This window comes from Nostoc sp., from assembly GCF_036917615.1.
Taxonomy (GTDB): domain Bacteria; phylum Cyanobacteriota; class Cyanobacteriia; order Cyanobacteriales; family Nostocaceae; genus Nostoc.
The window spans coordinates 26,277-51,471 of record NZ_JBALCZ010000040.1 but is presented as its reverse complement, the minus strand read 5'-3'; the positions used below and the strand labels follow the sequence as shown (position 1 = coordinate 51,471).

Sequence of the window (25,195 nt, the reverse complement as noted above, 5' to 3'; positions counted from 1 at the left end):
AATCTTTTGACTAATTTTATTTTTTCTTAATTTCGCTACCAGTAAAAATCTTTTTAAAACACAGTGATATAAAATATACTAAGAATATATACAGAGAAAAGTCAAGTATTTCTCTGTGAATACTCATTTTTTCATATAAAGGAGCATATTATGGAATATCTTGCTTATTCCCACATGTTTATTGCTCAAGAAGAGGCATCTGGAAACACCGCATACAATTCCCCTAAATCTCAATGGAATTGGAAAAAACCTCTTAAATCTTCTGACATAGTTATTACTAAAGAAGAGGCATCTGAAAACAGCAAATCTAAATTCAATTGGAAAAAACTGCTTAAATCTTCAGCTTGGTTAGCTTTAGCTGGCGTTGGTGTATTACTTGTTGCTGCTACCCAAATTCAAATGAGTTCGGCTGCATATGTAAAAACTAACGGCAGTTGTTTACGTATCCGTACAGGCCCAAGCACCAACTACTCATATGTGGACTGTGTATCAAATGGTGCAACACTTCCAGCAATTGAAAGATATGAAAACGGTTATGCTAGGCTTTCTACGGGTAGATACGTTTTTGCCCGATGGATTGGTGATAAACCTAACAATCTTCCTGCGACTAGACCTGGTGGTGTTGGTGGTTCGGTGATTCTGACTCCTGGTTCTAAAGGTCTACTTGTAAAAGACGTTCAAACAGCTTTAGGTAATCTCACAATTGATGGAATTTACGGTCCAGAAACTGTTAGCCGAGTCCGAAGCTTTCAGGCAAGTAAAGGTCTACTTGTAGATGGTGTCGTGGGCCCTGAAACTCGAGTAGCTCTAGGTATTTAGCCAGAAGCCACCCTTTGAAAATCTCCTTTCCAAGTTCTACCTGTTTTCTTGTAGGATGGAGAGAAGTCAGAAGTTCAGGAAGTGTTAGATCAAAACTTCTCTTATGGTCGCCGCGCAAGGGACGAAGTGCCTCGCCTGTTATCAGATGGGTAATACAACCTCATACCATTTCACGAAATACCTGATACAGATACATAGAGGCGTACAGCTGCCATTGGTGTCAACTTAACGTGAAAGCTAGTAAGCGAGAATGCTTTCAGACATTACCTCGTTCCCCTCGTTCCCAGTCAGAGACTGGGAATGCCCCTCATTGAGGCTCCGCCTCCTTTACTCGCGGCAGCAGCGCAATCAGGAGCATTTCCAACCTCTGGCTGGAAAGGGAGTTTGAAAGCGGTTTTGGCTTAAGTTGACACGCATGTACAGCTGTACCCCCTACAGCAGATTCATCTGTTGCAAAGATTTTTGTCAATGGTAAGCTGCTCCACAAAAACCAAAGCATATATTGGGCGCTCGTGTCGCCCACCCCACAACAAATGTACAATTTCAGATTATGCAAACTAGATGTGGTTTAGCTGATCACCGTACAATAACTAGTAAAATTACTAAAAAAATGAAAAACCGGGAGAAAAGCCGGTTTTATGTACCCTAAAAAATAGAAATTTCGCACTTTGTTTAATCTGAGTTCTTAAGTTGATGTTTCTGACGAAATACCCAAGTAATTTTGCACAATCTGCAAGATCCGCTCTGCTGCATGACCATCGCCAAAGGGATTAATTGCATTTGCCATTGCTTGATAAGCATCTGGATCATCGAGTAACTCAGCAGCGGCTGCAAAAATGTTCTCACTCGTAGTGCCTACAAGTTTGGCTGTACCGGCTGCAACAGCCTCTGGTCTTTCTGTGGTGTCCCTCAAAACCAGTACTGGTTTTCCCAAACTGGGGGCTTCTTCCTGCAACCCACCAGAGTCCGTGAGCAAAAGATGCGATCGCCCAATTGCTCCCACCAATTCGCCATAATCTAGAGGATCTGTCAAGAAAATTCGGGGATGATTTCCTAAAAGCGCTTGCAACGGGACTCGCACTGTCGGATTACGGTGCAATGGTAGCAGCAAAGCTGTATCAGGAAACTTATCTAAAATTTTTAAAAACCCCTGAGCGATCGCTAACAGAGGTTCTCCCCAATTCTCCCGACGATGAACTGTTGCTAACAGAACCCGATATGAATCCCAGTCTAAACCTGGTACATTACAAACTACTTGGGTTGCAGCTATATTCAACAATGCATCAATTACTGTGTTACCCGTCATGTGAATTTCACCCAAAACACCAGAACGGTGCAAGTTTTCCACAGCCCAAGGAGTCGGCGCAAAGTGCAACTGAGTAATTTGAGAAATCAACCGCCGATTAGCTTCTTCTGGGTAAGGATTGAATATATCATCAGTTCTTAACCCTGCTTCTACATGACCGACTGGGATTTTTTGATAAAAAGCTGCCAAAGCTGCGGCAAAAGCCGTAGTAGTGTCTCCCTGCACCACCACTAAATCTGGCTTTTTCACCTGGAATAATGCTTCTAACCCTTGTAAACTGCGGCAGGTAATATCATTTAAAGATTGCTGAACCTGCATAATTTCCAAGTCATAATCTGCCTTGATGTTGAACAGGTGCATAACTTGCTCAACCATCTCCCGATGCTGTCCAGTTAGAATTATTTGCAACTCAAAACTTGAAGACTTCTGGAATATCTGAATCACTGGAGCTAGTTTAATCGCTTCCGGACGAGTACCCAAGATAATGCAAACCCGTTTTTGATTAGTCATTTGTTATTAGTCATCTGTCCTTTGCTTATTAGTCATCTGTCCTTTGCCAATGGTTATAGTCAATGGTCTATGATTAATAGTCAATAGTCAGCGATTAATAGTCAATAGTCAGCGGGAAATCATCACACAAATCATAAATATAAAGACCAAATATGAAAAAACCCGGCTTAACCGGGCAAATGCATTGTTTGTCGAATTCAATTGTAATGACTAGATCTTGCTCTCACAAGTTAAAATCCCAAAGTGCATGAAAAAACCCGGTTTAACCGGGCAGACGCACTGTTTGTCGAATTCACCTGTAATGACTATATTTTAATCTCACAAGTTAAAGGGCAAGCAGCATAAACAGTAGTCTGCATTTGGTCTGTCTCTCCATGCAGCCAGCTTAACCATTTGATTTCATTAGGATGAACTCCTTTAAGAGTTAGCACACCCGCAGCCAATACAACTGCCATAACATTAAACATGATTAAAGCGCCTGCTACAAGCAAAACAGCACTAACAGGCATTACCGATTGCAAGATAATCGACAACAGACATCCGACCGTAGCCATCAATACAACTAGTGGAAAACCGACAACCAACAAGCATACTGCTAATGTAAAAGTCCATATTAAAAAGCTTTTAATCATCAACAAGGAGTAGGTCTTTCCTTGATTAGAGCTTTCAGCAGAAACCATGACTTTTCCTCCCAAAAATACACAACAAATTTTAATTTCAGTCATATCTCGCTTTTCGCGAGGAAACTGATTTTGTTTCTCAGTGAAATTCAGTATATAAAAACTAATCGGGAAAATGAGCATTTGTTTACTAAAGTTTACAGTTAATTTTTTGTAATTATGAATTTAAAGTCAAGTTTATATCTATTAAAAAAACTTGTTTCCTGCATCTGTCTTCAGGTATACAAGCTAAAAGGTATAAGCCTTTAACTTTGATCCCCAGGATATTGCTCCGATTCAACTTAACATTTCTTAGAAAAATTAGTATCGGTTCTCATAATTCATAGATGGGCTGAATAAATGCTCTGCTAGTATTTGTGCTGTTAATTGCTGGCAATTTGTATCCATGCCTGGGATAAATTTCTCATCTAAAAACTGAGAATATTTATCTTTTATTTAAAGTATTATAACCTACTTATAGGTTTATGTGTTCTTACTGATACATTTTGAGTCCCTGCGTGTGTTAAACCAGGTTAGATAAGTTAAATAATTTCTCTAAATATTCTGAGAAGTGAAATCTCAGAAAAAAAAGATACAAATTGAGGTGGATAAAATGGATTGATCGTGGTTCTAGAGCTTCAATCGCCTCCCATCAGCGCTGGGGCTTGCACGCAAGCATCCTCCAAAAGTCATCGAAGCAAGTGACTTGACTTCTCGCTAATTCAACTTTTTAACTGCCAAATGTGAAGATATATGACAGAATTACAGTCTCCATTAAATTCTAACTCTGCTGCCGGACGTAACCTGCCACCAATGCCGCCACCAATGCCGCCACCACCGCCAACCTCTAGTACGCAGCGGCAAATGACACAAACATTAGATATGTCAATGGATAGAAGCACCAACGCACCTGTTGCTGGTCATCGTCCGGGTAGTCCACCGCCAATACCTAGTTCACGCCCTCAAAACAGCAGTCCACAACTTACTTTAGCGAAGTTAATCAGGGAAGCTTACGATCAGGGATATTCTGACTTGCACTTAGGTGTAGGTGAAGTACCCCGCTTCCGCAGCCGAGGAGAAATTCAATCAACGGATTATCCAGAAATAGATAAAGAAACTTTGATGAGTTGGTTGCGGGAGGTGATGAGTGAGGGGGAAATTCAGCGCTTTGAAGAACACTTAGAATTTGACGGAGCAACTCAGTATGATTTTGCTCGCGTGCGGATTAATGTTTTTGGCTCCCTCAAAGGGCCTGCAATGGTATTACGGTTGATTCCGCTGAAAATCCTAACTATGGAACAGTTGAATTTACCCCCAATTTTTCGGGATATTTGTCATCATCACAAAGGTTTAATTTTAGTGACTGGGCCCACTGGATCTGGTAAGTCCACCACAATGGCAGCAATGGTTGACTACATCAATAAGGAGATGGCCAAGCATATCATCACTATTGAAGACCCGATAGAATTTGTTCATCAAAGCCGCAAGTCTTTAGTCAAACAGCGGGAAGTGGGAATGCACACCCGGAAATTTGACAACGCTTTGAAAGCAGCTTTGCGGGAAGACCCAGATTTGATTCTGGTGGGGGAAATGCGGGATAAGGAAACAGTTAACACTGCCCTAAAAGCCGCTCAGACTGGTCACTTGGTCATGGGAACCCTGCACACCAATAGCGCTGTCAAAACCATTGAGCGGATTCTCAATCTCTACTCTGGTGACGAACAGGATGCAATGCGGGTAGCAATTTCTGAATCTTTAGTGGCAGTAATTGCTCAAGGTTTGTGTCGCACAACTGACAGTAAACGGGCTGCTTTCCACGATGTGCTGATCAATACTGAGGCAATTAAAGAATGGATTAAAGACGGTAAGTATGATGAAATTGGCGAGTTGATGAAACAAGCTGGCTTTGACGGCATGATTACGATGAATCAGTCGTTGCTCAATCTCTATCAAGACGGTCGCATCACTGAAGAAACTGCTTTGGAAATGTCACCAACTCCTAACGAAATGGCGCAGTTTCTCCGAGGTCGAGTTTAAGATTGGGGGCTAGGGACTGGAGATTAGGGAGATTAGGGAGATGAGGCAGTAGGGGAAGAATAATTACTGACTACTAGACATCTCCAGAAATTAATGATGCGTTACCTGAAACCCTTGTAGAGACGTTATATATAACGTCTCTACATTCATTTTCACTCCTATGACTACTAATTATTGACCAATGCCTTATGCCCAATCCCCACTATTCAATCCTCAATCCCAAATATCTTTGTGTTCCTGGTTGAGGTTATAGCTAAGGTAAAAGGTAAAAGAGAGAATTTTTTACTTTTAGCTTCCTAGCCTCTGTGAATAACTTGACGACAAATAAACTATCTAAACCCCAGTTGTTTAAAGGCATTGCGCTATTTACACCCGGAGGAGATTTAATTTACTGCATCGACCCTAGCAAGCAAGGCCGATGGCACTTGCATTTGTGCTCGGCTTTGCAAGAAATCCTAGATTTGCCAGAGCCACCGCACTTTTTAGTGCCTTGTTATACTGCGACTATTGACAACTGGTTAGATCCGCGCACTCAACAAGTGCGAACTTTTGCTGAAGCTTATCCGGCTGTAATTAGACATCAAGCTTTGCTTAATGCCATTTTTGGCACAGGGGAGTTAGTCTGGCAAGCAGCTCCCTGGCAGGAGGAGTTGTGCGATCGCATGGTGTTAACAACTTATCGTTCCTCATTTGAACAGCTTTGGGAGGATCACGATTTAATTGTCCGTCTAGACCTTTCTGAACCTGTGCCAAAATACCACCAACCAGTAATAATACAAAAAAAGGAAGTAATAACACAAGGCTATGTTCTCCGTTTATTTGTTGCAGGACATAGCAGTACCACCGAACGCATTCTCCAAAATTTACACGAATTGTTAGAGCGATCGCTCGGACATCCTTATACTCTAAAAGTGATTGATGTTTTAACTCATCCGGAACAAGCAGAACTCAATCAGGTTTCTGCAACTCCTACCCTTATCAAGGTTTGGCCTCACCCAATTCGACGAATCGTTGGAGAGTTGGATCATGTAGAAAAGATTTTACAGATGTTAGCTGCTAAGGAAAAATTTTAAGTTTTATAACGATAACTTTATAAAAGTGCGTAGGTGTTGCCCAACCCAGGCATTGCTTTAAGTAGATTACGTGCAAGCAATGCCTGCGACAGTAAACCTCACAACTCATCAACCGAAAATATCGCAATCAACTAAAATCCCTATTAGGGATTAAAACTCCATGTCTTCTTTTTCTAGTTCCTCAACTCCTTCTATCACAATCAACTAAAATCCTTATTAGGGATTGAAACGAGTTGACTTTAAGTGTTGGCGTAGTCCCAACAGTTTAATCGCAATCAACTAAAATCCCTATTAGATATTGAAATGAAAGTTAACAGATGAACTCCGGCGATCGCATCACAATTGATAATCGCTACAGCAATATACAGATAATTGTGGAATTACTTAGCAAATTGATCAACTCAAGGGATCGCTTGCAATGCAGATAGTTATAAACAACTATTTGCGAGGGATTTTATGGCGATTTCGTTAAATTATAAAAACTGTCAGAACGCATCTGACTACCATTTCGCCAAACTTCCACTTTTTCAGGGCTGACTAAATAATAAAAACTACCATTATCTGCTCGATATCTGCCTTTACCAATATTCAAAGCTGCGATTTTTATAGGCTTGCTTGTGTCTTGCTTCAACTGCCCAATATAAAACAACTGACCATTTTCTTCACAGACTTTTACACGAATACTTGCAGTCTCACCCTGAATGATGGTAACACCATTGCATTTAGTATCAGTGCTAACAGGTGCAAAACCTATTGGAATTGGCTGTGAAGGTAAAACTTGCTTTGCTACTGGGGGTGTGGAGACTGGGCGGTTCGGGTTATCCACTTGCTGAACTTTAGAACCAGAGGTAACACTTGCAGTTAAGGATGTCAATAGACGAAGGGGGTCAGCTGCTATTCGACCATTTGGATGAACTTCAAAATGCAGATGAGGTGCTGTACTATTGCCTGTAGATCCCATCTCGGCAATAATTTGACCTTGAATGACCTGTTGACCCTTGCTCACCAACAAACGACGATTGTGACCATAAACAGTAATGCTGCCATCGAGATGTTTAATAGTTATGGCATTACCTAATCCCCAATCATCCCAACCTGCTTTTACAACTGTACCGGATGCAGCAGCAACAATAGGAGTTCCAGATGCCCCTGCAATATCAATTCCTTCATGTTGATATTTGCGGAAACCTTGAGAAATAAACCCTTGAGTCGGCCAGATTAACTTAGAAGCAGGGATAGGAGTTTGCCCAATTGAGGAATCGCCTGCTAACTGTGTTAGGGCAGATGTAGTTGTACTAAATAAGGTGGTTAAGGATATTAACCCAATTATTAGTCCATAAGTACGATATCGATAAACGGTAACTTTTTTCATAAGTTGCAAGCCGATTAAAACAATAATTCAGATAGTTTCTGATTATTTTCTGTTTCAAGCTGACTCGGTAAATATCAGGAAATTAAATTTTTAAAGTAAGACTGACTTTGTGGGTGCTGTTTAGTGCTTTGAGGACGAAGAACTTTTAGTTTGACTTTGAGTTGGTAAGGAACTAACTGATAAACCGTTTTATACGCCATGTTAAGTCCCAACTCGGTTTATAGCCATTGTTGAATTTGACTATAGCTGTGAAATCCTTGTGGTTCGGACAATCTCTGTTTTAAACGCTCGAAATTTTCTCCTTGAACAATCAGCTTTTTACCTGGCGCATGTTTCACGGATATTAAGCCTTCTGATTAAGTTGACACTAATCAGCTATCATCCGTGTCAACTTCAGCCTAAACCCCTTTAAAACCTCGTTAAGAGCCTCTAGCTCTTAATGCTCCTGATTACGGCTCTTTTTCAAGTCAAGAGGCGGAGTCTCCCATTAGGCATTAAGAATCAGAGACTTGTTTTCGAGACAATCTCTAAAAGCTGGTTTTATACTGGCTTTCACTTAAGTTGACATCAATGATCAACTATGCATCCCTACTTTGTATCTCATTCAAATCAGAAGCGCTATATTAATTTGCAACTTTTAATTACAACTGCTGACAAGCCAATAAAAATTTCAGCATTTGAACGGTGCAGTATCTACCTCAAATAACTGCTGCACTTTTTCTATTTAGTAGCTATGGCACAATACGCTTGGGTTAAAGCCAAAAACCTTAACCTACGTAGGTTGGGTAGCCACTGCGTTGCGTATTTTCCCCCCGTTGTTCGCTCTTAGCGTTCCCGCTCTTTAACAAGTGGCGTTTGAGGAACGAAACCCAACATTTTCGGGACTTTGTTGGGTTGAACGTAGTGAAACCCAACATACAATTATCCTTAACCCAAGCGTATTGAGTTATCGCATCTCTAAGACTCTCGCCAAACACTTTGAATTTACAAGTATAATATATGCTCCGTATGCCAGCCACCGATATATCGAACGGCGGCATACGTTTATTGTGATTCTTCCCTTCTGGCTCAGGACTTAGTGTAATTATCAATTACTTTGGCTAAGTCTGGCACTGCTTCTTCTACGTGCTTTTTGGCTGAACCGCGAAGTTTTTCATAGGTTCCTCGCACAATTTGGCGCTTTACGTCCTTGACTCTGGCATCAGTAACACCCAGTAGCGCGTCTGCCGTATGAGAGCGATTCGCACTCAGGTGTTCAATTGGATTGCCTTTCTCTACGCCTTCACTCCAGACGGGATCAAGTGCCGTAAAGCACTGCGGCAGGATTTGCTCAACGACGTAGGGGATATACCCTGGCTTAACCCCCTTGAGGGCGGCGAAGGCAGTTTTCAAAGCGATACCGCTCATACCTGACTTGGCTGCAAGCTGTCCTTCTATCATCTTGCAACAGTCATCTACGACCATAGCCTTTTTAGTCGGGTTCAAAAGTCCGTCGTTAAGTCCCATTTCACTCTTCCTTATCTAATTACTTAATTTCTATTCGACTAATTTTTTTAGCAAGCAGGAAATTACAGAAAATGGTATCAGAGTTAGAGGATGTCTGAGAAGTTAAAAATCTCATGCTGCATGAAGCGATAGCCAAGTGTTGCATCTCATCAACCCACGGTAAATTGCGATTCTTCTCTTCTCTACGAGAGGCTGCGCCAACGAGACGCTACGCGAACGCTCCACTTCCTTACGCTCAGAATCACAAATTATACCTTTCGTACACTTTTCAGATATCCTCTAAGTCCCAATGCCAAGATGGGTACGGAAGGGCATACCATCGGAATCATTGGGGTTGTTGCGATCTGCAAAGGTGTCATAACCAGGATGGTTCGTAAAATCAGGGCTGTAGTCCTGGCTGTCGCTATTAAACCTCACCCACTCAGTTCTGTCATCTGTAGAACAGTATACTTGATTGATTACCAGGCAATTTGCGATCGCTCTTGTACAACTCGCTGATAAACTTCCTCGGTTTGCTTGGCTAATTTCGGCCAGCTAAAACGCCGCTCTAAATCCTCATAAGCATTATCCACCAGCCATTGCCGATAACCTGGATTTTTCAAAACCTCCAAAATTCCCCAAGCTAAAGAATTGGGATTGTTCACCCAAGTAATAATGCCTGTTTTGCTATGTTGCACCACTTCCGGTAAACCACCAGTATCAGAAACGACTACAGGAACACGAGAAGCAAAGCTTTCTAAAGCCACAATTCCAAAGGGTTCGTAAAGACTAGGAAAAACGGCACAGTCAGCGACAGTTTGGAATTTATCTAAGTATTCATCGGAGAGAAAACCTGTAAAATAGCAATGATGCCAAATTCCCAAATCCCAGGCTTGGCGTTTGAGATGGTCAGTATTGCCACCTCCAACGATCACAAATTTAACGTTACCTCCCATTTGGGAAAGTATTTTGGGTGCGGCATTGAGTAATATAGGTACACCCTTTTCATAGGTCATGCGACCAAGGTAGTAAACGATTTTCTCATCATCTGTGGCAAATTGGCGGCGAAAATCCGGAGCATGAAAATCTACATGGTGCTGTTTCTTTTCGGCTCGGATACCGTTATAAATGACATCGATTTTGTCACAAGGACTGTGTAGTGCTCGTCCTACTTCTTGGCGCATATAGTCGCTACAAACAATAATCCGCCAAGCATTGTAAGCCAGCAAGTTTTCTTTGTAACTAATATAGTGTTGGATGTCTGTGTAAATACCGTTATGGCGTCCGTATTCGGTAGCGTGAATTGTGGCAATTAGTGGTATTTTGAGATTATGTTTGAGAGCGATCGCGGCATCTCCTACTAACCAATCATGGGCATGAATTAAATCAAAGGGCCCTTCCTCTAAAATCAACTTACCACCGTGATGTCCCATACTCAGGTTGAGATTGACTACCCAGTGGAAAAAGTCGTTACTATATGCCACTGGCACCCGATGTACGTTTACTCCCTCAACTACCTCATACATTGAGGCCTGACCAAACTCCGCTGTAATCAGGTGGACTTCATGCCCTAGTTTTACCAGTTCCGGGTACAACTCCGCTACATGCCGCGCAATTCCCCCAACAATCCTCGGCGGAAACTCCCAACTCAGTACCAGTATCTTCATCTGCTAGATTCCCCGACACTTTACAAATATATAAAAAACTAGATTTATTTAAAAATACAAGTCTGACAATTTTCTTGAGTGCATTTCCTCAAATTTTTAGATTTTTTAACAGTTATTTTGTTAAAGCTTATCAAAAGTTATAAACTCTGGGCTAGGGATAAGAAGCACTAAAGAGGCGAACAGCAAACAGCACGAACTCGATCGCGTCCGTGCTGTTTGGCTATATAAAGTGCTTTGTCTGCTGCATTAATCAAGTCTGGCGGTGATATTTTGGAATTTGGCACAATGCTAACAACACCTAGACTACAGTTACACAGTCAGACACACTAGACTGAGCATGGAAAATGGCCAAATCGCGTACTGCTTGTCCAATAGTTTGAGCTACATAGATTGCTCTTTGAAAGAACGATGTTTTGTACTAACAGATCAGTAATTTTTTTTATCTGTACTTGAGTGAATAGCTTTGTTCAAATCCCGCAGCAAGTCTTCTTCCGCATCCCGTTCTTGCTTCATTTCTCGAATCATTTCCTGACTCGAACCAATTAGCAAGCCTGCAACTGCACCGACAATGGCGTATTTTTGATCCAAATTTTGATACATTTTACTTGTGTAGGGGCAAGGAAGTAAACTAGCAACAATAAAGCCAATTCCTGCGCCCAAAAATGCGGTCACAAAGCCAGAAAAAGCGATTAGTTTGACGTTCATTTGCTTTGCTTCAATGCTTAATACCCTTGTTAAATTATTAGGGTACACTCTCATTGTCTCAGTGTCTTACAAAGTCGCAGCTTAATCTTTACCTCTTGTAATATCAACCTCTTGGATTCATTTATTTAGTAGAATCATTAGCCGCGTTGTCATCGGCACTTTGCGTTCCAACCGTAGCCGAATTAGCTGGCGCGTTCGTCGTTCGCATAGCCGACGCACCAGAAGACGTTGCCGTTTGTGCAGCGTCTCCGACAGGAGAAGGCATCGCTGTTGATTGTCCATCCTCGTTTCCATCTGAGGCTGGTGGTTGGGAGCGATTAGCTCTTTTATGTTTCAACAAGCGATCTTCCAAACTCTTGATGATTACATATAGCACTGGAACAAAGAGCAAACTTAAAATCGTTGCCACGAGTAACCCGCCAAACAAAGCCGTTCCCAACGACCAGCGCGAGGCAGAACCCGCTCCGGTGGCGATTACCAGAGGGAAAAATCCCAGCAGTGCCGCACTCGAAGTCATGACAATTGGTCGAAACCGTTCTTCGGCTGCGGTCAAGGCTGCCTCTCGAATTGTCATGCCCCCTTCATAGGCTTGGTTAGCAAACTCGACGATCAAAATGGCGTTTTTCGAGGCGAGTCCGATCAGCATTACCAACGCCACATTCGCGTAGACATCGTTTACCAAACCGCGCAACGCCAGCGCACTCAACGCACCCAACAACGCCAACGGTACGGTCAATAAAATAATCGTGGGATCAATATAACTTTCATACTGAGCAGCAAGTGTGAGAAACACCATAATGATCCCGAAGCCAAAAATTAGAATGCCCAAGTTACCTGCGCTTAATTCTTCGCGGGCAGTTCCGATCCAGTCACTGCCAACCCCCGGTGTTGCTACTTGGCTGACCGCTTGCTGCATTGCCTGGATTGCTTGTCCACTGCTGTAACCGGATGCTTCTCTGCCTTGGAGATCGATGGCGCGGAAGCCGTTGTAGTGATTGATTACAGATGGACCTGTAATCGGCGTGAGTGTTGCAACCTCGCTCAATCGAACCATTTGGTTATTTGTTGATCGCACATAAAGCTGACGAATATCATTCGGCGATCGCCGATAGTTGCCGTCTGCCTGAACATAAACGCGATAGCTCTGCTGTCCGAGGATAAAATCATTGACATACTGCGAACCAATGGCGGTTCCAAGTGTGGTGACAGCATCCTGAAAATTGACGTTGAGTGCTTCGAGGCGATCGCGATCAAAGTCGATTTCAAATTGTGGTGTACTGGCGGTAAACTGTGTAAACACGCCGCCTTTAAGAGCTGGTTGTTGATTCGCTTGCGCTAGAACCGCTTGGGCATTGGCGAAAAAATCATCGATTGTCAGTCGCCCGTTGGTGCGGTCTTCCAGCTGCAACTCAAATCCACCTAACGTACTAAAGCCTTGAATCGGTGGGGGACTGACTGCGGTGATCACGGCTTCGGGAATCCCTTGAAATGCGCCATTAATTCGGGTTAAAATTGCAGACGCACTTTGATCGGATTTGCTGCGATCTTCCCACGGCTTGAGTTTAGCAAAGAACACGCCTCGATTTGACCCACTGCCTGCAAAGCCAAATCCCGAAGTCGCAAAAATGTTATTAATTTCTGGTTCTTTTTGGAGAATTTGTTCAACTTTTTCGAGTACTTGATCGGTATAGCCAAGAGCAACTCCATCCGGGGCTTGAATAATGCCTAACAAAATCCCCTGATCTTCACTCGGAACAAATCCGGTCGGAACATGCGTAAACATAAAATAAGTCGCAGCTAAACCGACCACAAACAATCCAATGACAAAGTAACGAACGCGAATCAGAAAATTGACGATCGCTAGATATCGTTGAATGATCCATGCCAAAATTTGATTAAATTTGTTAAAAAACCAGCCAAGCGGGCCGCGTTTGGGTCGTGGCGGACGCAGCAAAATCGCCGACATACTGGGACTGAATGAAAGCGCATTAAACGCTGAAATCGCGATCAAAAAGGCAATCACTAACGCGAATTGCTGATACATTCTCCCAGTCGAACCCGGAAAAAACGCTACTGGAATAAACACCGCCATCAACACCAGCGACGTTGCCAGCACTGCTCCAGTAAGTTCGTCCATCGCCTCGACCGACGCTTGAAACGGTCTAACCCCCTGTTCAATTTTACGGGCGACTGCCTCAACAACGATAATTGCATCATCTACGACTAATCCTGTCGCCAAAATTAAACCAAATAAGGTCAAATTGTTTAACGAGAATCCAAACACGTAAGCAAATGCTAATGCGCCAATCAGCGAAACCGGAATCGCAACAATCGGAATAATCGTGGCTCGCCAGTTTTGCAGAAACAGAAAAATCACCAATACGACCAGCGCGATCGCTTCGACGAGGGTTTTCACCACTTCTTCGAGTGAGGCTTGCACAAACCCAACGGTATCGTAAACAATCTTGGCTTTTAATCCGGGCGGAAAGTCTTTCATCAGGTCATTCATTTGCGCCTGAACGTTTTTCGCCACATCCAGCGCATTACTACCTGGTAACTGATAAATTGCGATGCCGATCGCCGGCTTGCCATTATTTCTCGCATTACTAGCGTAAGTCTCCGAGCCGAGTTCGGCATGACCGACATCTTTGAGTTTAATTAAGTTGCCATCACTCCCGGCTTTGATGACGAGATTCTCAAATTCTGATGCATCTTTGAATTGACCATTGATTCGCAGCGGAATTTCATAACTTTGACCTGGAGGCACAGGCTGTTGACCCAACGTTCCGGCTCCGGCGAGAATGTTTTGCGATCGCAGTGCCGTTGACACATCTGTCACGGTTAATTGCCGACTCGCTAGTGCATTTGGATCGAGCCACAACCGCATCGCATACTCTTTTTCACCAAAAATCGTGATATCGCCAACTCCCGGTGTTCTCAGCAGTTGATCCCGCAAATTGAGGTCAATATAGTTACTAATAAACAGCGCATCATACTCATTATTTTGGGGATAAAGCGCCTACACTAATAAAATGCTGGTTGAAGACGTTTGCGCTGTCACACCGAATTGTTGTACAGTCGTTGGCAAGCGAGGTGTAGCACGGGCAATGCAATTCTGCACGTTCACTTGGTCAATATTTTTATCCGTCTGTGACCCGAAATACACTGAAATTTGGCTACTACCTGCTGAACTGTTCGAGGTCATGTACTGCATTCCCTCAACACCGTTAATCTGTCGCTCCAGCGTGGTTGTCACCGCAGTTTCGACAGTTTCCACATCTGCCCCAGTATAGGAAGCTGAGACTTGAACGCGAATCGGCGCAATATCTGGCAAGTAATTGAGCGGCAGTAGCGGAATACACACTCCCCCCAAAATCAGAATCACTAAGGTACAAACGGTAGTTAATACTGGGCGTTTGATGAAGGTGTTGGCGATCGACATTATCAGATGTCCTGGATTTAGGATTGCGGTTGAATTGGTGCGCCTTCTCTAAGTTTGAGAATGCCAGCAGTCACGATCGTTTCGCCGGATTTAAGTCCTGAGAGGACTTGATAGTTTGTGCCTTGAATCTCACCAAGGCGCACTAAACGCTGATGCACAACTTGCTGCTGTTTGCCGTTTACGGTTTTGTTTTCGGTGACAAACACAAAACTTTGTCCGGCAACGCGAGAAATTGCGACAGTGGGAATTAAGATACCTGGTTGTCGATTCCAAATCACCCGAGCTTTAACGTATTGCCCATCACGCAGTCGCCCTTGTGAATTCCCAAAGCGTGCCTTGCTCAAAATTGACTGCTGATCGGAACTGACTGAGGGAGAAATGGAGTTGATCGCGCCCGTGCCAATCAATTGCTGCGTGGTGGGATCGATCAACTCAACGGGCAATCCATTTCGTAGTTGGTTCAATCGATTTGAGGGTACAGAAAGATTGAGATCCAGTGAATCGTTTTGCGTCAGCGTGGTGATCGTTTGTCCGGTGTTGACATAATCTCCCACTTTCACGGGAAAATAACCGACTACACCAGTAATCGGTGCTACCACTCGTTTGAAATTAAGGTTGACTTGTGAGGCAGCGGTACTGGCTTGAGCAGAGCGCACATTTGCCTGTGCTTGCCGAATGCCTGCCCCTGATGCAGCAACTTGTTTGTTTGCGACTTGCAAATCCGCGATCGCCGCTTGTAAATTATTTCTGGCAACGTCTAACTCTTGCCTGGCTATGGCTCCTTCGTTGACTAACTGTTGGTTACGATTGAATTGTGTCCGTTGCAGCTGAACATTTGCGGCTGATTTGGTGCGCTGGGCCTCGGCTTGTTGAAGTTGGGCTTGAGCCGTCAATAAAGCTGCTTGCGCTGAACTAGCCGCAGCGATCGAACTGGCAACATTAGCCTGAGTTTGATCTAAACTCAACGATGCGATCTGCGTACCTTGCTGCACTTGCTGTCCACTCGACACCAGAATTGATTCGATTCGGCCCTGAGTTTGGGGCTGTAGCGTAACTTTTTGTTGCGCTTCCAATGAGCCGACAAACACAGAACTTTCTACGATTGTGCCTGCGTCAATTCTTTGAAGTTTCACGGCTAATGGTGGCGGGCTTTGAGCATTTGCTGTCGGATCGTTTTTTTGACAAGCACTCGTTAATGCTGAAAGCATTAGTGTGATACCTAATACTGGATTTGCAAGTAATAGGCTTAAATATTTAAATAGATAATCACGTTTTAACATGAAATAAAATACTGTTGGGCTAAATTTATATACTGCATAATTTTTCTGTCTCAAGCCAAGGGATTGAGAAAGCCTAACAACTCCAGCTTTGCCGCAGGAAATTTTCTATATGTCTAGCTAGATATTTTGTTGAGCATTTAGATATATCTTTTCTCCTAATCGCGGCTTTAGCTCAAACAAACTCATCTTTGAGAAATCTCTGGATTAATACTACGTGAGTTCAACGGATTAAAAAAAATACTAAAGATAGAGATAATTAAGTTTGTTGGGTAGATATCAACGATTTTTGAATTTATACAATAAATTATCATTTTTTCTGTCATAAATCCCGCATTAGAGGCACACTCAAGGATGTTGAGCCAATAGCGAGTCAGTCTCAACCTGGTGCGCTTTCTGAAAGCTAAACCTGAAAATCCTACATTTGAGGCTGCTGTTGACAGCCTTTCTAATTAAAATTAACGGATGTTAAACCAGAAATATTCCTACCCTTATTTCTGAGCAGTAACTCAACTTTAATTAAATGTAAGACCTCTCTTCAAACCTCTCTTTTTTTAGGAGAGAGGCTTTGACTCCCCCTTCCCTACAAGGGAACTCGGTACCCCCACGGAAAAGCCAGCGCTGTGGGCGGGTTTCCCGACTTGAGGCGACTGGCGTTGGGGATTAGGGTCAGGGGGCTGGAGGGTTAGGTCTGTTTTATGTTTTTTCAGGTTGAGATGTAGCCGCAAGCAGCAAATTGTCTCTGAGTAAGCACTTTTAAATTAGCTTTGATCCAAGCGCAGTACTGCCATAAAGGCTTCTTGGGGTACGTCCACTGTACCTACAGATTTCATCCGCTTTTTACCTTTTGCTTGCTTCTGTAATAGTTTCTTCTTCCGGCTGATGTCACCACCGTAGCACTTGGCTAGCACATCTTTCCGCAAAGCCGGGATGTGTTCGCTGGCAATAACTTTACTGCCAATAGACGCTTGAATTGGCACTTTGAATTGATGGCGAGGAATTAGTTCTTTGAGTTTTTCTGCCATTGACCGGCCGACGTTGTAAGCTTTATCTCGGTGTACAATCATCGCCAAGGAATCTACGGGATCGCCGTTAATCATAATATCCAGCTTCACCAAAGGATTTTCACGGTAGCCGATGAGGTGATATTCCATACTGGCGTAACCGCGCGATCGCGATTTCATCTGGTCAAAAAAGTCAGTCACAACTTCCGCCAAGGGGAGTTCGTAAGTGAGGGTGGTTCGTCCTTGGGTGAGATATTTCATATCTTTGAAAATGCCACGGCGATTTTGTGACAACTCCATCAAGCTGCCGACATAGGTTTCCGGCGTAATCATCTCTACTTGGACGTAGGGTTCTTCAATTTTTTCGCGATCGTTAGGAGAAGGTAAACGGCTGGGATTATCGATGTACAGTTCCTCGCCTTTCAGGGTGATCACTTTATAAACCACCGAGGGGGCTGTAATGATTAAATCTAGGTTATACTCTCGCTCTAGACGTTCTTGGACAATTTCCATGTGCAGCAAACCCAAGAACCCGCAACGGAAACCAAACCCCATGGCGCTCGAAGTTTCTGGTTCGTAGTGTAGCGCTGCGTCGTTGAGTTCGAGCTTTTCTAAGGCTTCCCGCAAGTCTTCAAATTGGTCGGCATCAATGGGGAACATCCCACAATAAACCATCGGGTTCGCTTCTGCGTAGCCTGGTAAGGGTGACTCCGCTTTCGCTTTACTTAGGGTAATTGTGTCTCCCACCCGGGCATCGGCTACAGCTCTAATTGCCGCTCCCAAATAGCCTACTTCCCCAGCGTGCAGTTCTTCAACTTGCTTTTGAATAGGAGAAAGGACACCTAACTCATCAATTTCAAATTCTTTACCAGATGCCATTAAATGGATGCGATCGCCTTTTTTGACGGTGCCATCCATCACCCGGAAATACACAATTACTCCCCGGTAACTGTCGTAATAGCTATCAAATATTAACGCTCGTAAGCGTTCATTTATCGTATTGGGTGGTGGCGGTATCCGCTCGACAACTGCTTCTAAAATCTGATCAATACCAATTCCTTCTTTAGCAGAGGCGAGTATCGCACCACTGCAATCTAGACCGATAATTTCTTCAATTTCGCCAATTACCCGTTCTGGTTCAGCCCCTGGCAAATCAATTTTATTCAAAACCGGGATAATTTCCAGGTTATTCTCTAAGGCTAAATATACATTTGCCAAAGTTTGCGCCTCCACACCTTGGGACGCATCTACTACTAACAGCGCTCCTTCACAAGCAACAAGAGAGCGGGAAACTTCATACGAGAAATCCACATGCCCCGGAGTATCAATCAAGTTCAGCACATACTGCTGACCATCCTTGGCTGTGTAGTTCATCCGGGCAGCTTGCAGCTTAATTGTAATGCCGCGCTCCCGTTCCAGATCCATATTGTCGAGAAACTGTTCCTTCATCTGTCGGTCTTCAACAGTGCCAGTAGCTTGTAGCAAGCGATCGGCGAGGGTTGATTTCCCGTGGTCGATGTGAGCAATAATACAAAAATTGCGAATGCGAACTGCGGGAACGTCAGTCATATACTATCTTTGCCTTAGCAGCAACCAAAGTTAAAAGAGCAATTTACTTAATGTATTTTAATGCTTTCTTAGCCAAGACGCTGCTAGCTTTTAGTGCCCAGTGCCCAGTTGTGAGTGCTGAGTTAGGAGCTATTATTCTTCCCCTACTCTCCTGCCCCTCTTCACCCCATCTTTAACTTTCGATCTAAATAGGTGGACTTTTAAGAATATTATGAAAGTCTATTTGTCGCTGCTAGTATTCATCAGCTAGGGGCGTACAATAAATGTAAATCAGTACATGTAGGGATCATGTAGGGAGCATGGGCAATTGCGACCCGTAATTACCCATAATCACTGATTTACCGAGAAAACTTCTAGAGCCATTGTCTAGTCAGTTATATGAAAAATGCGATTTGAAACTTAAAACTGTTACTTTGGTGCTATTTCAGGGAACTATCTAACTGTGCCCCTGAAGATTTTCAGTGAATTAGCCCAAATGATCAATATAACTACTTTACAAAGCTTTAGACAAAACCAATTCAGAGTATATAAACCTATGAATATGCGAGAAAAAACTACCGAAGCGGAAAACACACGAGCCGATAAGGTAGAAATTGCTGTCCGCCTAGACTCGGAGCTGCTAGAGCAAATTCAGCATCTCACCAATGACCCAAGTAAAGTGATTGAGGTGGCGATTCGCCAGTGGTTGCGGGGTGAAATCCTCAGAGATGATGAACTGACGCGCACTCCTGTGCGTACCCCCGTTCCTCCTCGCGGTGAATGGAACGATTAACGCCATCAGTCAGATGTCAATGCAAGTTAAAAAAGTAAAGTTTGCCAATCTGGATTTCAAAACAACAAGAAATACACAATAAAAAACGAAAAAGCTGTAAAAATTTATGCAAAAATTTGAGCAGCTTTAGTAAAATTACGGTCGGATACCTTTGTATATCCAACTCAATTAATGACTATTACTGCCAATTCCCAATTGCCGAATGTATTTTCCCAAAATCTGGAATCTGTTACCAGTAAAACTGATGGCTCATTACCAACTCTAGGAGCCGAGTTGGTGTATACGCAAGATGGGGCAGGGCGCTATCTGACCTTTTGTTGGCAGCACAGCGAACTCCTGGGGTTAAATACCGAAAAAATAGTTGACGATCTCAACCAGACCCAAACCTTTTCCCCAGTGGATAAGGTTACTTATTTGGAACGATTGCACAGAATATTGACAAGTTTGGTGCCAGAAAGGTTTCAGTGTTGGTTTAGCTACCACCAGGAATTATTTGAGTTGGACTTAGTGATTAGTCCGATTATGCCAAGTTTGGGTACTACTGCCACTACAGTTTTAGTGATGGGACGGTTAGTGCAAGCGACACTCAACAAAAAACAAGTGCGTGTAGGATCAAAAACGCCCACACAAATAGAGTTGGCTTTACGTTCACAGCAACACCAAAAACTGATAAATCGGATTACCAGAAATATTCGGCGGACATTAGATTTAGATATTATTTGGCAGCAAACAGTTGATAGTTTGGGGAAAGCACTGCGGCTAGAGCGCTGCATTATTTGTCCTTATCAGCCCTTTAGCTCAAAAGTGGAGGTGAAGGCTGAATATCGCCAGCCAGAACTCAAATCAATGCTTGGCTCAGAAATAGATATAACTTCTGAGCCTGCCTTTGCTCAGGTCTTGGCAACCCTAGAACCAGTTGTGATGGAAGTGTCTGGATACACGGAGTCTAGATGGCAAAAAACTCTGGTGATTGCGACTTGCTATCAAGACCAGCCGAATGGATTGGTTGCCTTGAATTGGCAGGATGAATGCTACACATTAACAGAATCGGAATTAGAACTGGCAAAAGAAGCAGCAGATCAATTGGGAACTGCGATCGCTCATGCTACTTTATATAAAGAATTAGAAGCAGCGCGTCAAAAAGCTGAAGAAGCTTCCCGCCTCAAAAGCGAGTTTCTGGCTAATGTATCCCATGAAATTCGTACCCCCCTCAACGGCATGATTGGCTTCTTGAAGCTGATTTTGGAAGGGATGGCAGATGACCCAGAAGAACAAAACCAATTTTTGGCAGAAGCTCACCAATTATCGATACATCTACTGAATATCATCAACGATATTTTGGACATTGCCAAAATCGAAGCTGGCAAAATGGAGCTAGTTTACGCTCCAGTCAAGCTAGATGAGCTATTCAGTGATGTAGAAAATTTCATGCATCCCCAAGCAGAAATGAGAAACCTCAGCTTCCGGATGCAAATGCCTCCTACCTCCGATGAAATCATTGTCCAAAGCAACTACCAACGGTTGCTACAAGTTATGCTGAATTTGGTAGGTAACGCCCTCAAGTTTACCCATGAGGGTGGCGTCACTGTCAGCGCCGATTTAGTACTCAAAAAGGCGAATTTTCAAGATCAGCAATTTCCTGGCATGGTGAGAGTCCGTGTAGCAGACACTGGCATTGGTGTTTCTTTGGACAAACAAGATAAATTATTTCAATTATTCTCTCAGGTGGATGGCTCCCGCACGCGCCAGTACGGCGGTACAGGTTTAGGACTAGCAATATCCCAGAAGCTAGTGGAGGCAATGGGCGGCGAGGTACATTTTTATAGTCTGGGCGAAGGACTTGGCTCAACAGTCACATTTACAGTGCCACTATATCAACAACCAGTCATGGTTTCATCTAGTGATAGCGACTCAACAGACAGTGGTGAGTGCTGAGTTTGGAGTTTGGAGTTTGGATACCTGGCAATACTGGGTTTTGAGTTTTTAACTTTAAATTTTTTGAGCAATTATTATTTAATAACTAAATTGGAAAGAATTCTATCCCTAGTACAGCACGGCATAAATAAGCAGACCATTGAAAAGCCCTAAAGAGCTTATTCCATAATACTTTTGAATGAGTGACTTTTGACTTCCGCGTTGCGGTACTAGCCCCTATAATCGTATAATTATAGGCTGGATTGAGGAACAAAACACAACAAACGCCTAAATGTTGGCTTGCGCTTTGCTCTACTCAACCGACGAAAAATAGATTGTTGACCCCTTTTTAGGCAAAGGTGTACTTAGAAGCATCAGATCCTGCCTTCCGCCATATTCCAAAGCAGAACCTAAAGGCTAGAGTAAAGTAGGAGGTTCACACGAAAACAATGTTTCAGCTAATCTAATATCAAATTGCTAATACCAGCAATGGTTGAGTCAAAAGTCATTAAAAACTGACACCTGACAATCTAGCGGCAATTAGATTTAGGATCGATTTAACAAAGCTGAAAATAAGATTTTGGATAATGGTTAATGAGTAACGGCGCATAGGGCACAGGGATCATTATTATTCAATGACCCCATGCCCCATGCCCCATACTCAATGACGCCAGTTACTTCTCCCTACAGCCCTTCTCCTAAAGGAGACGCTGTTAGGGTTCGGGCATCCTACGGCAGGCGCTAGCCTCTCACGAACGTGAGAAGGGGAGATGCTCACAGAACAACGGATAGCGTTCGCGCAGCGTCTCGTAGAGAAGCGGTAGCGAGTCAGACGCTACGCACAGTCGCTAATGCAACGCTACCCTTGCGTCGGGAACCTCCACAAGGCACTGGCTGCCCCATGCCCAATACCCATGATTAACTTAGCAGGTCTAAAACTATGGAACTCACAATTGACAACGTTGAAACAGTCTTAGATGAAATGCGCCCTTATCTCATGTCTGATGGCGGCAATGTGGAACTCGTAGAACTCGATGGGCCTGTTGTAAAACTGCGGTTACAAGGTGCTTGTGGTTCTTGTCCCAGTTCTGCAATGACCCTGAGAATGGGTATTGAGCGCCGCCTCAAGGAAATGATTCCCGAAATTGCAGAAATTGAGCAAGTGGTGTAAAAGTTAGGAGTTAGAAGTTAGGAGTTATGAGTTTTCAATTAACTCCTAACTCCTGATTCTTAACTCCTAACTATTCCTATGTCCCATCCTCTCTACATTGCTTTTATCTGGCATCAACATCAGCCGCTGTACAAATCTCCTGGCAGCGGCGTTTCGCTATCTCCGAGTCAGCAGTATCGTCTACCTTGGGTACGTTTGCATGGGACTAAAGATTATTTAGATTTGGTATTGCTTTTAGAGCGGTATCCTAAGTTACACCAAACGGTGAATTTAGTACCATCGCTGATATTGCAATTGGAAGATTATATTGCTGGCACTGCTTTTGACCCTTACCTCACAGCCAGCTTGACACCAGATGAACAACTCAACCAGCAACAGCGGGAATTCATTATTCAACACTTTTTCGATGCCAATCACCACACCCTGATTGACCCTCATCCCCGCTATGCCGAGTTGTACCAGCAAAGACAGGAGAAGGGACAAGCTTGGTGTTTAGCAAATTGGGAATTGCCAGATTATGGTGATTTGCTAGCTTGGCACAATTTGGCTTGGATCGATCCGCTGTTTTGGGATGACCCGGAAATTGCTGCTTGGTTAAAGCAGGGTCGGAATTTCACTTTAAGCGATCGCCAGCGCATTTATTCCAAACAGCGAGAAATCCTCAGCCGCATTATCCCCCAACATCGAAAAATGCAGGAGGCGGGGCAGCTAGAAGTTACCACCACGCCTTACACCCACCCGATTTTACCCTTGCTAGCTGATACCAACTCAGGTCGGGTAGCTGTGCCCAATATGACACTACCTGAGCAGCGATTTCAGTGGGCAGAAGATATTCCCCGCCACTTGCGGAAAGCTTGGAACTTTTATAAAGACCGCTTTGGACAGATACCTCGTGGTTTGTGGCCTTCGGAACAGTCAGTAAGTCCGGCAGTACTTCCACACATTATTAACCAAGGATTTAAGTGGATATGCTCGGATGAAGCCGTCTTAGGTTGGACGCTGAAACAGTTTTTTCATCGGGATGGGGCGGGGAATGTGCAGCAACCAGAACTGCTGTACCAACCGTATCGCCTGCAAACCGCAGAGGGCGACTTGTCAATTGTGTTTCGTGACCACAGATTATCAGATTTGATTGGCTTTACCTACAGTGCGATGCCAGCAAAACAGGCAGCAGCAGACTTAGTGGGACATTTGCAAGCGATCGCTAAAATGCAAAGAGACAGTCAAAGTGAAAAACCTTGGCTAGTTACCATCGCCTTGGATGGGGAAAATTGCTGGGAATTTTATCCCCAAGATGGCAAACCCTTCCTAGAAGCTTTGTATCAAAGTTTGAGCGATGAACCCCGCCTCAAACTAGTCACCGTCTCCGAATTTCTGGAAGAATTTCCCGCCACAGCCACCATTCCCGGAGGGCAACTACATAGCGGTTCTTGGGTGGATGGCAGTTTCACCACTTGGATCGGCGATCCCGCCAAAAATCGTGCTTGGGATTATCTGACAGAAGCCAGGAATCTGCTCGCAAGTCATCCCGAAGCGACGGAAGAAAACAACCCAGAAGCATGGGAAGCATTGTATGCCGCAGAGGGTTCCGACTGGTTTTGGTGGTTTGGTGCAGGACACTCCTCAAATCAAGATGCCATCTTTGACGGGTTGTTTCGAGAACACTTGTTTGGCATTTACAAGGCATTAAATGAACCTGTACCGCCCTATCTCAAGCAACCAGTGGAAATCCACGAAGCACAGGGAAACCACACCCCACAAGGGTTTATTCATCCCGTCATCGATGGTAGGGGTGATGAACAAGACTGGGACAAAGCTGGACGCATAGAAATCGGCGGAGCGCGAGGGACGATGCACAATAGTAGTGTCATCCAGCGACTTTGGTATGGGGTGGATCACCTGAATTTCTATTTGCGGCTGGACTTTAAAAGTGGCGCTGCACTAGGGCAGGATTTGCCAGCAGAGTTGAATTTGCTGTGGTTCTATCCAGAAAAAACAATGCTCAACAGCCCAGTTCCCTTGGCAGATGTACCTGATGCAGCCCCACTTAACTACCTTTTCCATCATCTTCTAGAAATTAACTTGCTGACACAATCGATTCAGTTTCGGGAAGCTGGAGACAATTATCAATGGCAGCCCCGTTTCAGTCGCGCTCAAGTAGCTTTAAATAATTGTTTAGAGTTGGCAGTACCGTGGGCAGACTTGCAAGTTCCGCCAGATTATCCGCTGCGCCTGATTTTGGTGCTTGCAGATGAGGGGCGTTTTTGCAACTACTTGCCAGAAAATGCTTTGATTCCGATTGAGGTGCCTTAAAACTCAATACCTTTGGTGTTATACCACACTTACAAAATACCTAGTAGGGGCGTACAGATGTACGCCCCTACAGCAGATTCATCTGTGGTAAAGTTTTTAT

General features: G+C 43.8%; 18 protein-coding genes and 1 pseudogene. 8 read left to right on the top strand and 11 right to left on the bottom strand.

Annotated elements, in window-relative coordinates:
- Positions 1–150: 150 nt before the first annotated feature.
- Positions 151–819 (top strand): peptidoglycan-binding domain-containing protein, encoded by a 669-nt coding sequence (locus V7K85_RS14125; RefSeq protein WP_334814276.1) that lies wholly within the window; start codon positions 151–153, stop codon positions 817–819.
- A 685-nt stretch (positions 820–1,504) separates the two neighbouring features.
- Here the strand turns inward: V7K85_RS14125 and wecB are convergent.
- The gene (gene wecB / locus V7K85_RS14120) at positions 1,505–2,635 is read right to left on the bottom strand and encodes a non-hydrolyzing UDP-N-acetylglucosamine 2-epimerase (protein ID WP_334814275.1); all 1,131 of its coding nucleotides are present in this window, start codon (positions 2,633–2,635) and stop codon (positions 1,505–1,507) included.
- Between the two features lie 305 nt (positions 2,636–2,940).
- The gene (locus V7K85_RS14115) at positions 2,941–3,315 is read right to left on the bottom strand and encodes a hypothetical protein (RefSeq protein WP_334814355.1); all 375 of its coding nucleotides are present in this window, start codon (positions 3,313–3,315) and stop codon (positions 2,941–2,943) included.
- A gap of 732 nt (positions 3,316–4,047) precedes the next feature.
- Between V7K85_RS14115 and V7K85_RS14110 the strand changes: the two genes are divergently transcribed.
- Positions 4,048–5,331: a type IV pilus twitching motility protein PilT gene (locus tag V7K85_RS14110; RefSeq protein WP_334814274.1), complete on the top strand. Its 1,284-nt coding sequence runs from the start codon at positions 4,048–4,050 to the stop codon at positions 5,329–5,331.
- Positions 5,332–5,636: 305 nt separating this feature from the next.
- Complete coding sequence (locus V7K85_RS14105) at positions 5,637–6,404, top strand: circadian clock KaiB family protein (RefSeq protein ID WP_334814273.1); 768 nt, start codon at positions 5,637–5,639, stop codon at positions 6,402–6,404.
- Between the two features lie 454 nt (positions 6,405–6,858).
- On the opposite strand, the gene V7K85_RS14100 is transcribed toward V7K85_RS14105, so the two are convergent.
- The 9 genes and pseudogenes from V7K85_RS14100 to lepA all read right to left on the bottom strand — a co-directional run bounded on the left by V7K85_RS14100 (position 6,859) and on the right by lepA (position 18,925).
- On the bottom strand, positions 6,859–7,776 hold the full coding sequence (locus tag V7K85_RS14100; RefSeq protein ID WP_334814272.1) for a M23 family metallopeptidase: 918 nt from the start codon (positions 7,774–7,776) through the stop codon (positions 6,859–6,861).
- A 1,068-nt stretch (positions 7,777–8,844) separates the two neighbouring features.
- A complete protein-coding gene (locus tag V7K85_RS14095) occupies positions 8,845–9,282 on the bottom strand; it encodes a DUF6918 family protein (protein WP_334814271.1) in 438 nt (145 codons plus the stop codon).
- Positions 9,283–9,561: 279 nt separating this feature from the next.
- Complete coding sequence (locus V7K85_RS14090) at positions 9,562–9,699, bottom strand: hypothetical protein (RefSeq protein ID WP_334814270.1); 138 nt, start codon at positions 9,697–9,699, stop codon at positions 9,562–9,564.
- 41 nt (positions 9,700–9,740) lie between these two features.
- Positions 9,741–10,928: a glycosyltransferase family 4 protein gene (locus tag V7K85_RS14085; protein WP_334814269.1), complete on the bottom strand. Its 1,188-nt coding sequence runs from the start codon at positions 10,926–10,928 to the stop codon at positions 9,741–9,743.
- A gap of 167 nt (positions 10,929–11,095) precedes the next feature.
- Positions 11,096–11,245 carry a diguanylate cyclase domain-containing protein gene (locus tag V7K85_RS14080; protein WP_442940585.1) on the bottom strand — a complete coding sequence of 50 codons (150 nt, stop codon included), beginning with the start codon at positions 11,243–11,245 and terminating at the stop codon, positions 11,096–11,098.
- Between the two features lie 109 nt (positions 11,246–11,354).
- Positions 11,355–11,633: a hypothetical protein gene (locus V7K85_RS14075; RefSeq protein WP_334814267.1), complete on the bottom strand. Its 279-nt coding sequence runs from the start codon at positions 11,631–11,633 to the stop codon at positions 11,355–11,357.
- A gap of 121 nt (positions 11,634–11,754) precedes the next feature.
- Positions 11,755–15,075 (bottom strand): annotated as a pseudogene (locus V7K85_RS14070) (efflux RND transporter permease subunit).
- Positions 15,076–15,092: 17 nt separating this feature from the next.
- A complete protein-coding gene (locus tag V7K85_RS14065) occupies positions 15,093–16,283 on the bottom strand; it encodes an efflux RND transporter periplasmic adaptor subunit (RefSeq protein WP_334814266.1) in 1,191 nt (396 codons plus the stop codon).
- A gap of 830 nt (positions 16,284–17,113) precedes the next feature.
- Positions 17,114–18,925 (bottom strand): translation elongation factor 4, encoded by a 1,812-nt coding sequence (lepA, locus tag V7K85_RS14060; protein WP_334814265.1) that lies wholly within the window; start codon positions 18,923–18,925, stop codon positions 17,114–17,116.
- Positions 18,926–19,460: 535 nt separating this feature from the next.
- Between lepA and V7K85_RS14055 the strand changes: the two genes are divergently transcribed.
- The 5 genes from V7K85_RS14055 (at position 19,461) to V7K85_RS14035 (ending at position 25,095) form a co-directional block, all read left to right on the top strand.
- Positions 19,461–19,697 (top strand): hypothetical protein, encoded by a 237-nt coding sequence (locus V7K85_RS14055; protein ID WP_334814264.1) that lies wholly within the window; start codon positions 19,461–19,463, stop codon positions 19,695–19,697.
- A gap of 171 nt (positions 19,698–19,868) precedes the next feature.
- Entirely contained in the window at positions 19,869–21,632 is a 1,764-nt protein-coding gene (locus V7K85_RS14050; RefSeq protein WP_334814263.1) for an ATP-binding protein, read from the top strand.
- A gap of 736 nt (positions 21,633–22,368) precedes the next feature.
- Positions 22,369–22,533 carry a hypothetical protein gene (locus V7K85_RS14045; RefSeq protein ID WP_334814262.1) on the top strand — a complete coding sequence of 55 codons (165 nt, stop codon included), beginning with the start codon at positions 22,369–22,371 and terminating at the stop codon, positions 22,531–22,533.
- A gap of 18 nt (positions 22,534–22,551) precedes the next feature.
- Entirely contained in the window at positions 22,552–22,782 is a 231-nt protein-coding gene (locus tag V7K85_RS14040) for a NifU family protein (protein WP_012408256.1), read from the top strand.
- Between the two features lie 78 nt (positions 22,783–22,860).
- Positions 22,861–25,095, top strand: coding sequence for a glycoside hydrolase (locus V7K85_RS14035; protein ID WP_334814261.1), 2,235 nt, complete (start codon positions 22,861–22,863; stop codon positions 25,093–25,095).
- The last annotated feature ends 100 nt before the right edge of the window (positions 25,096–25,195 follow it).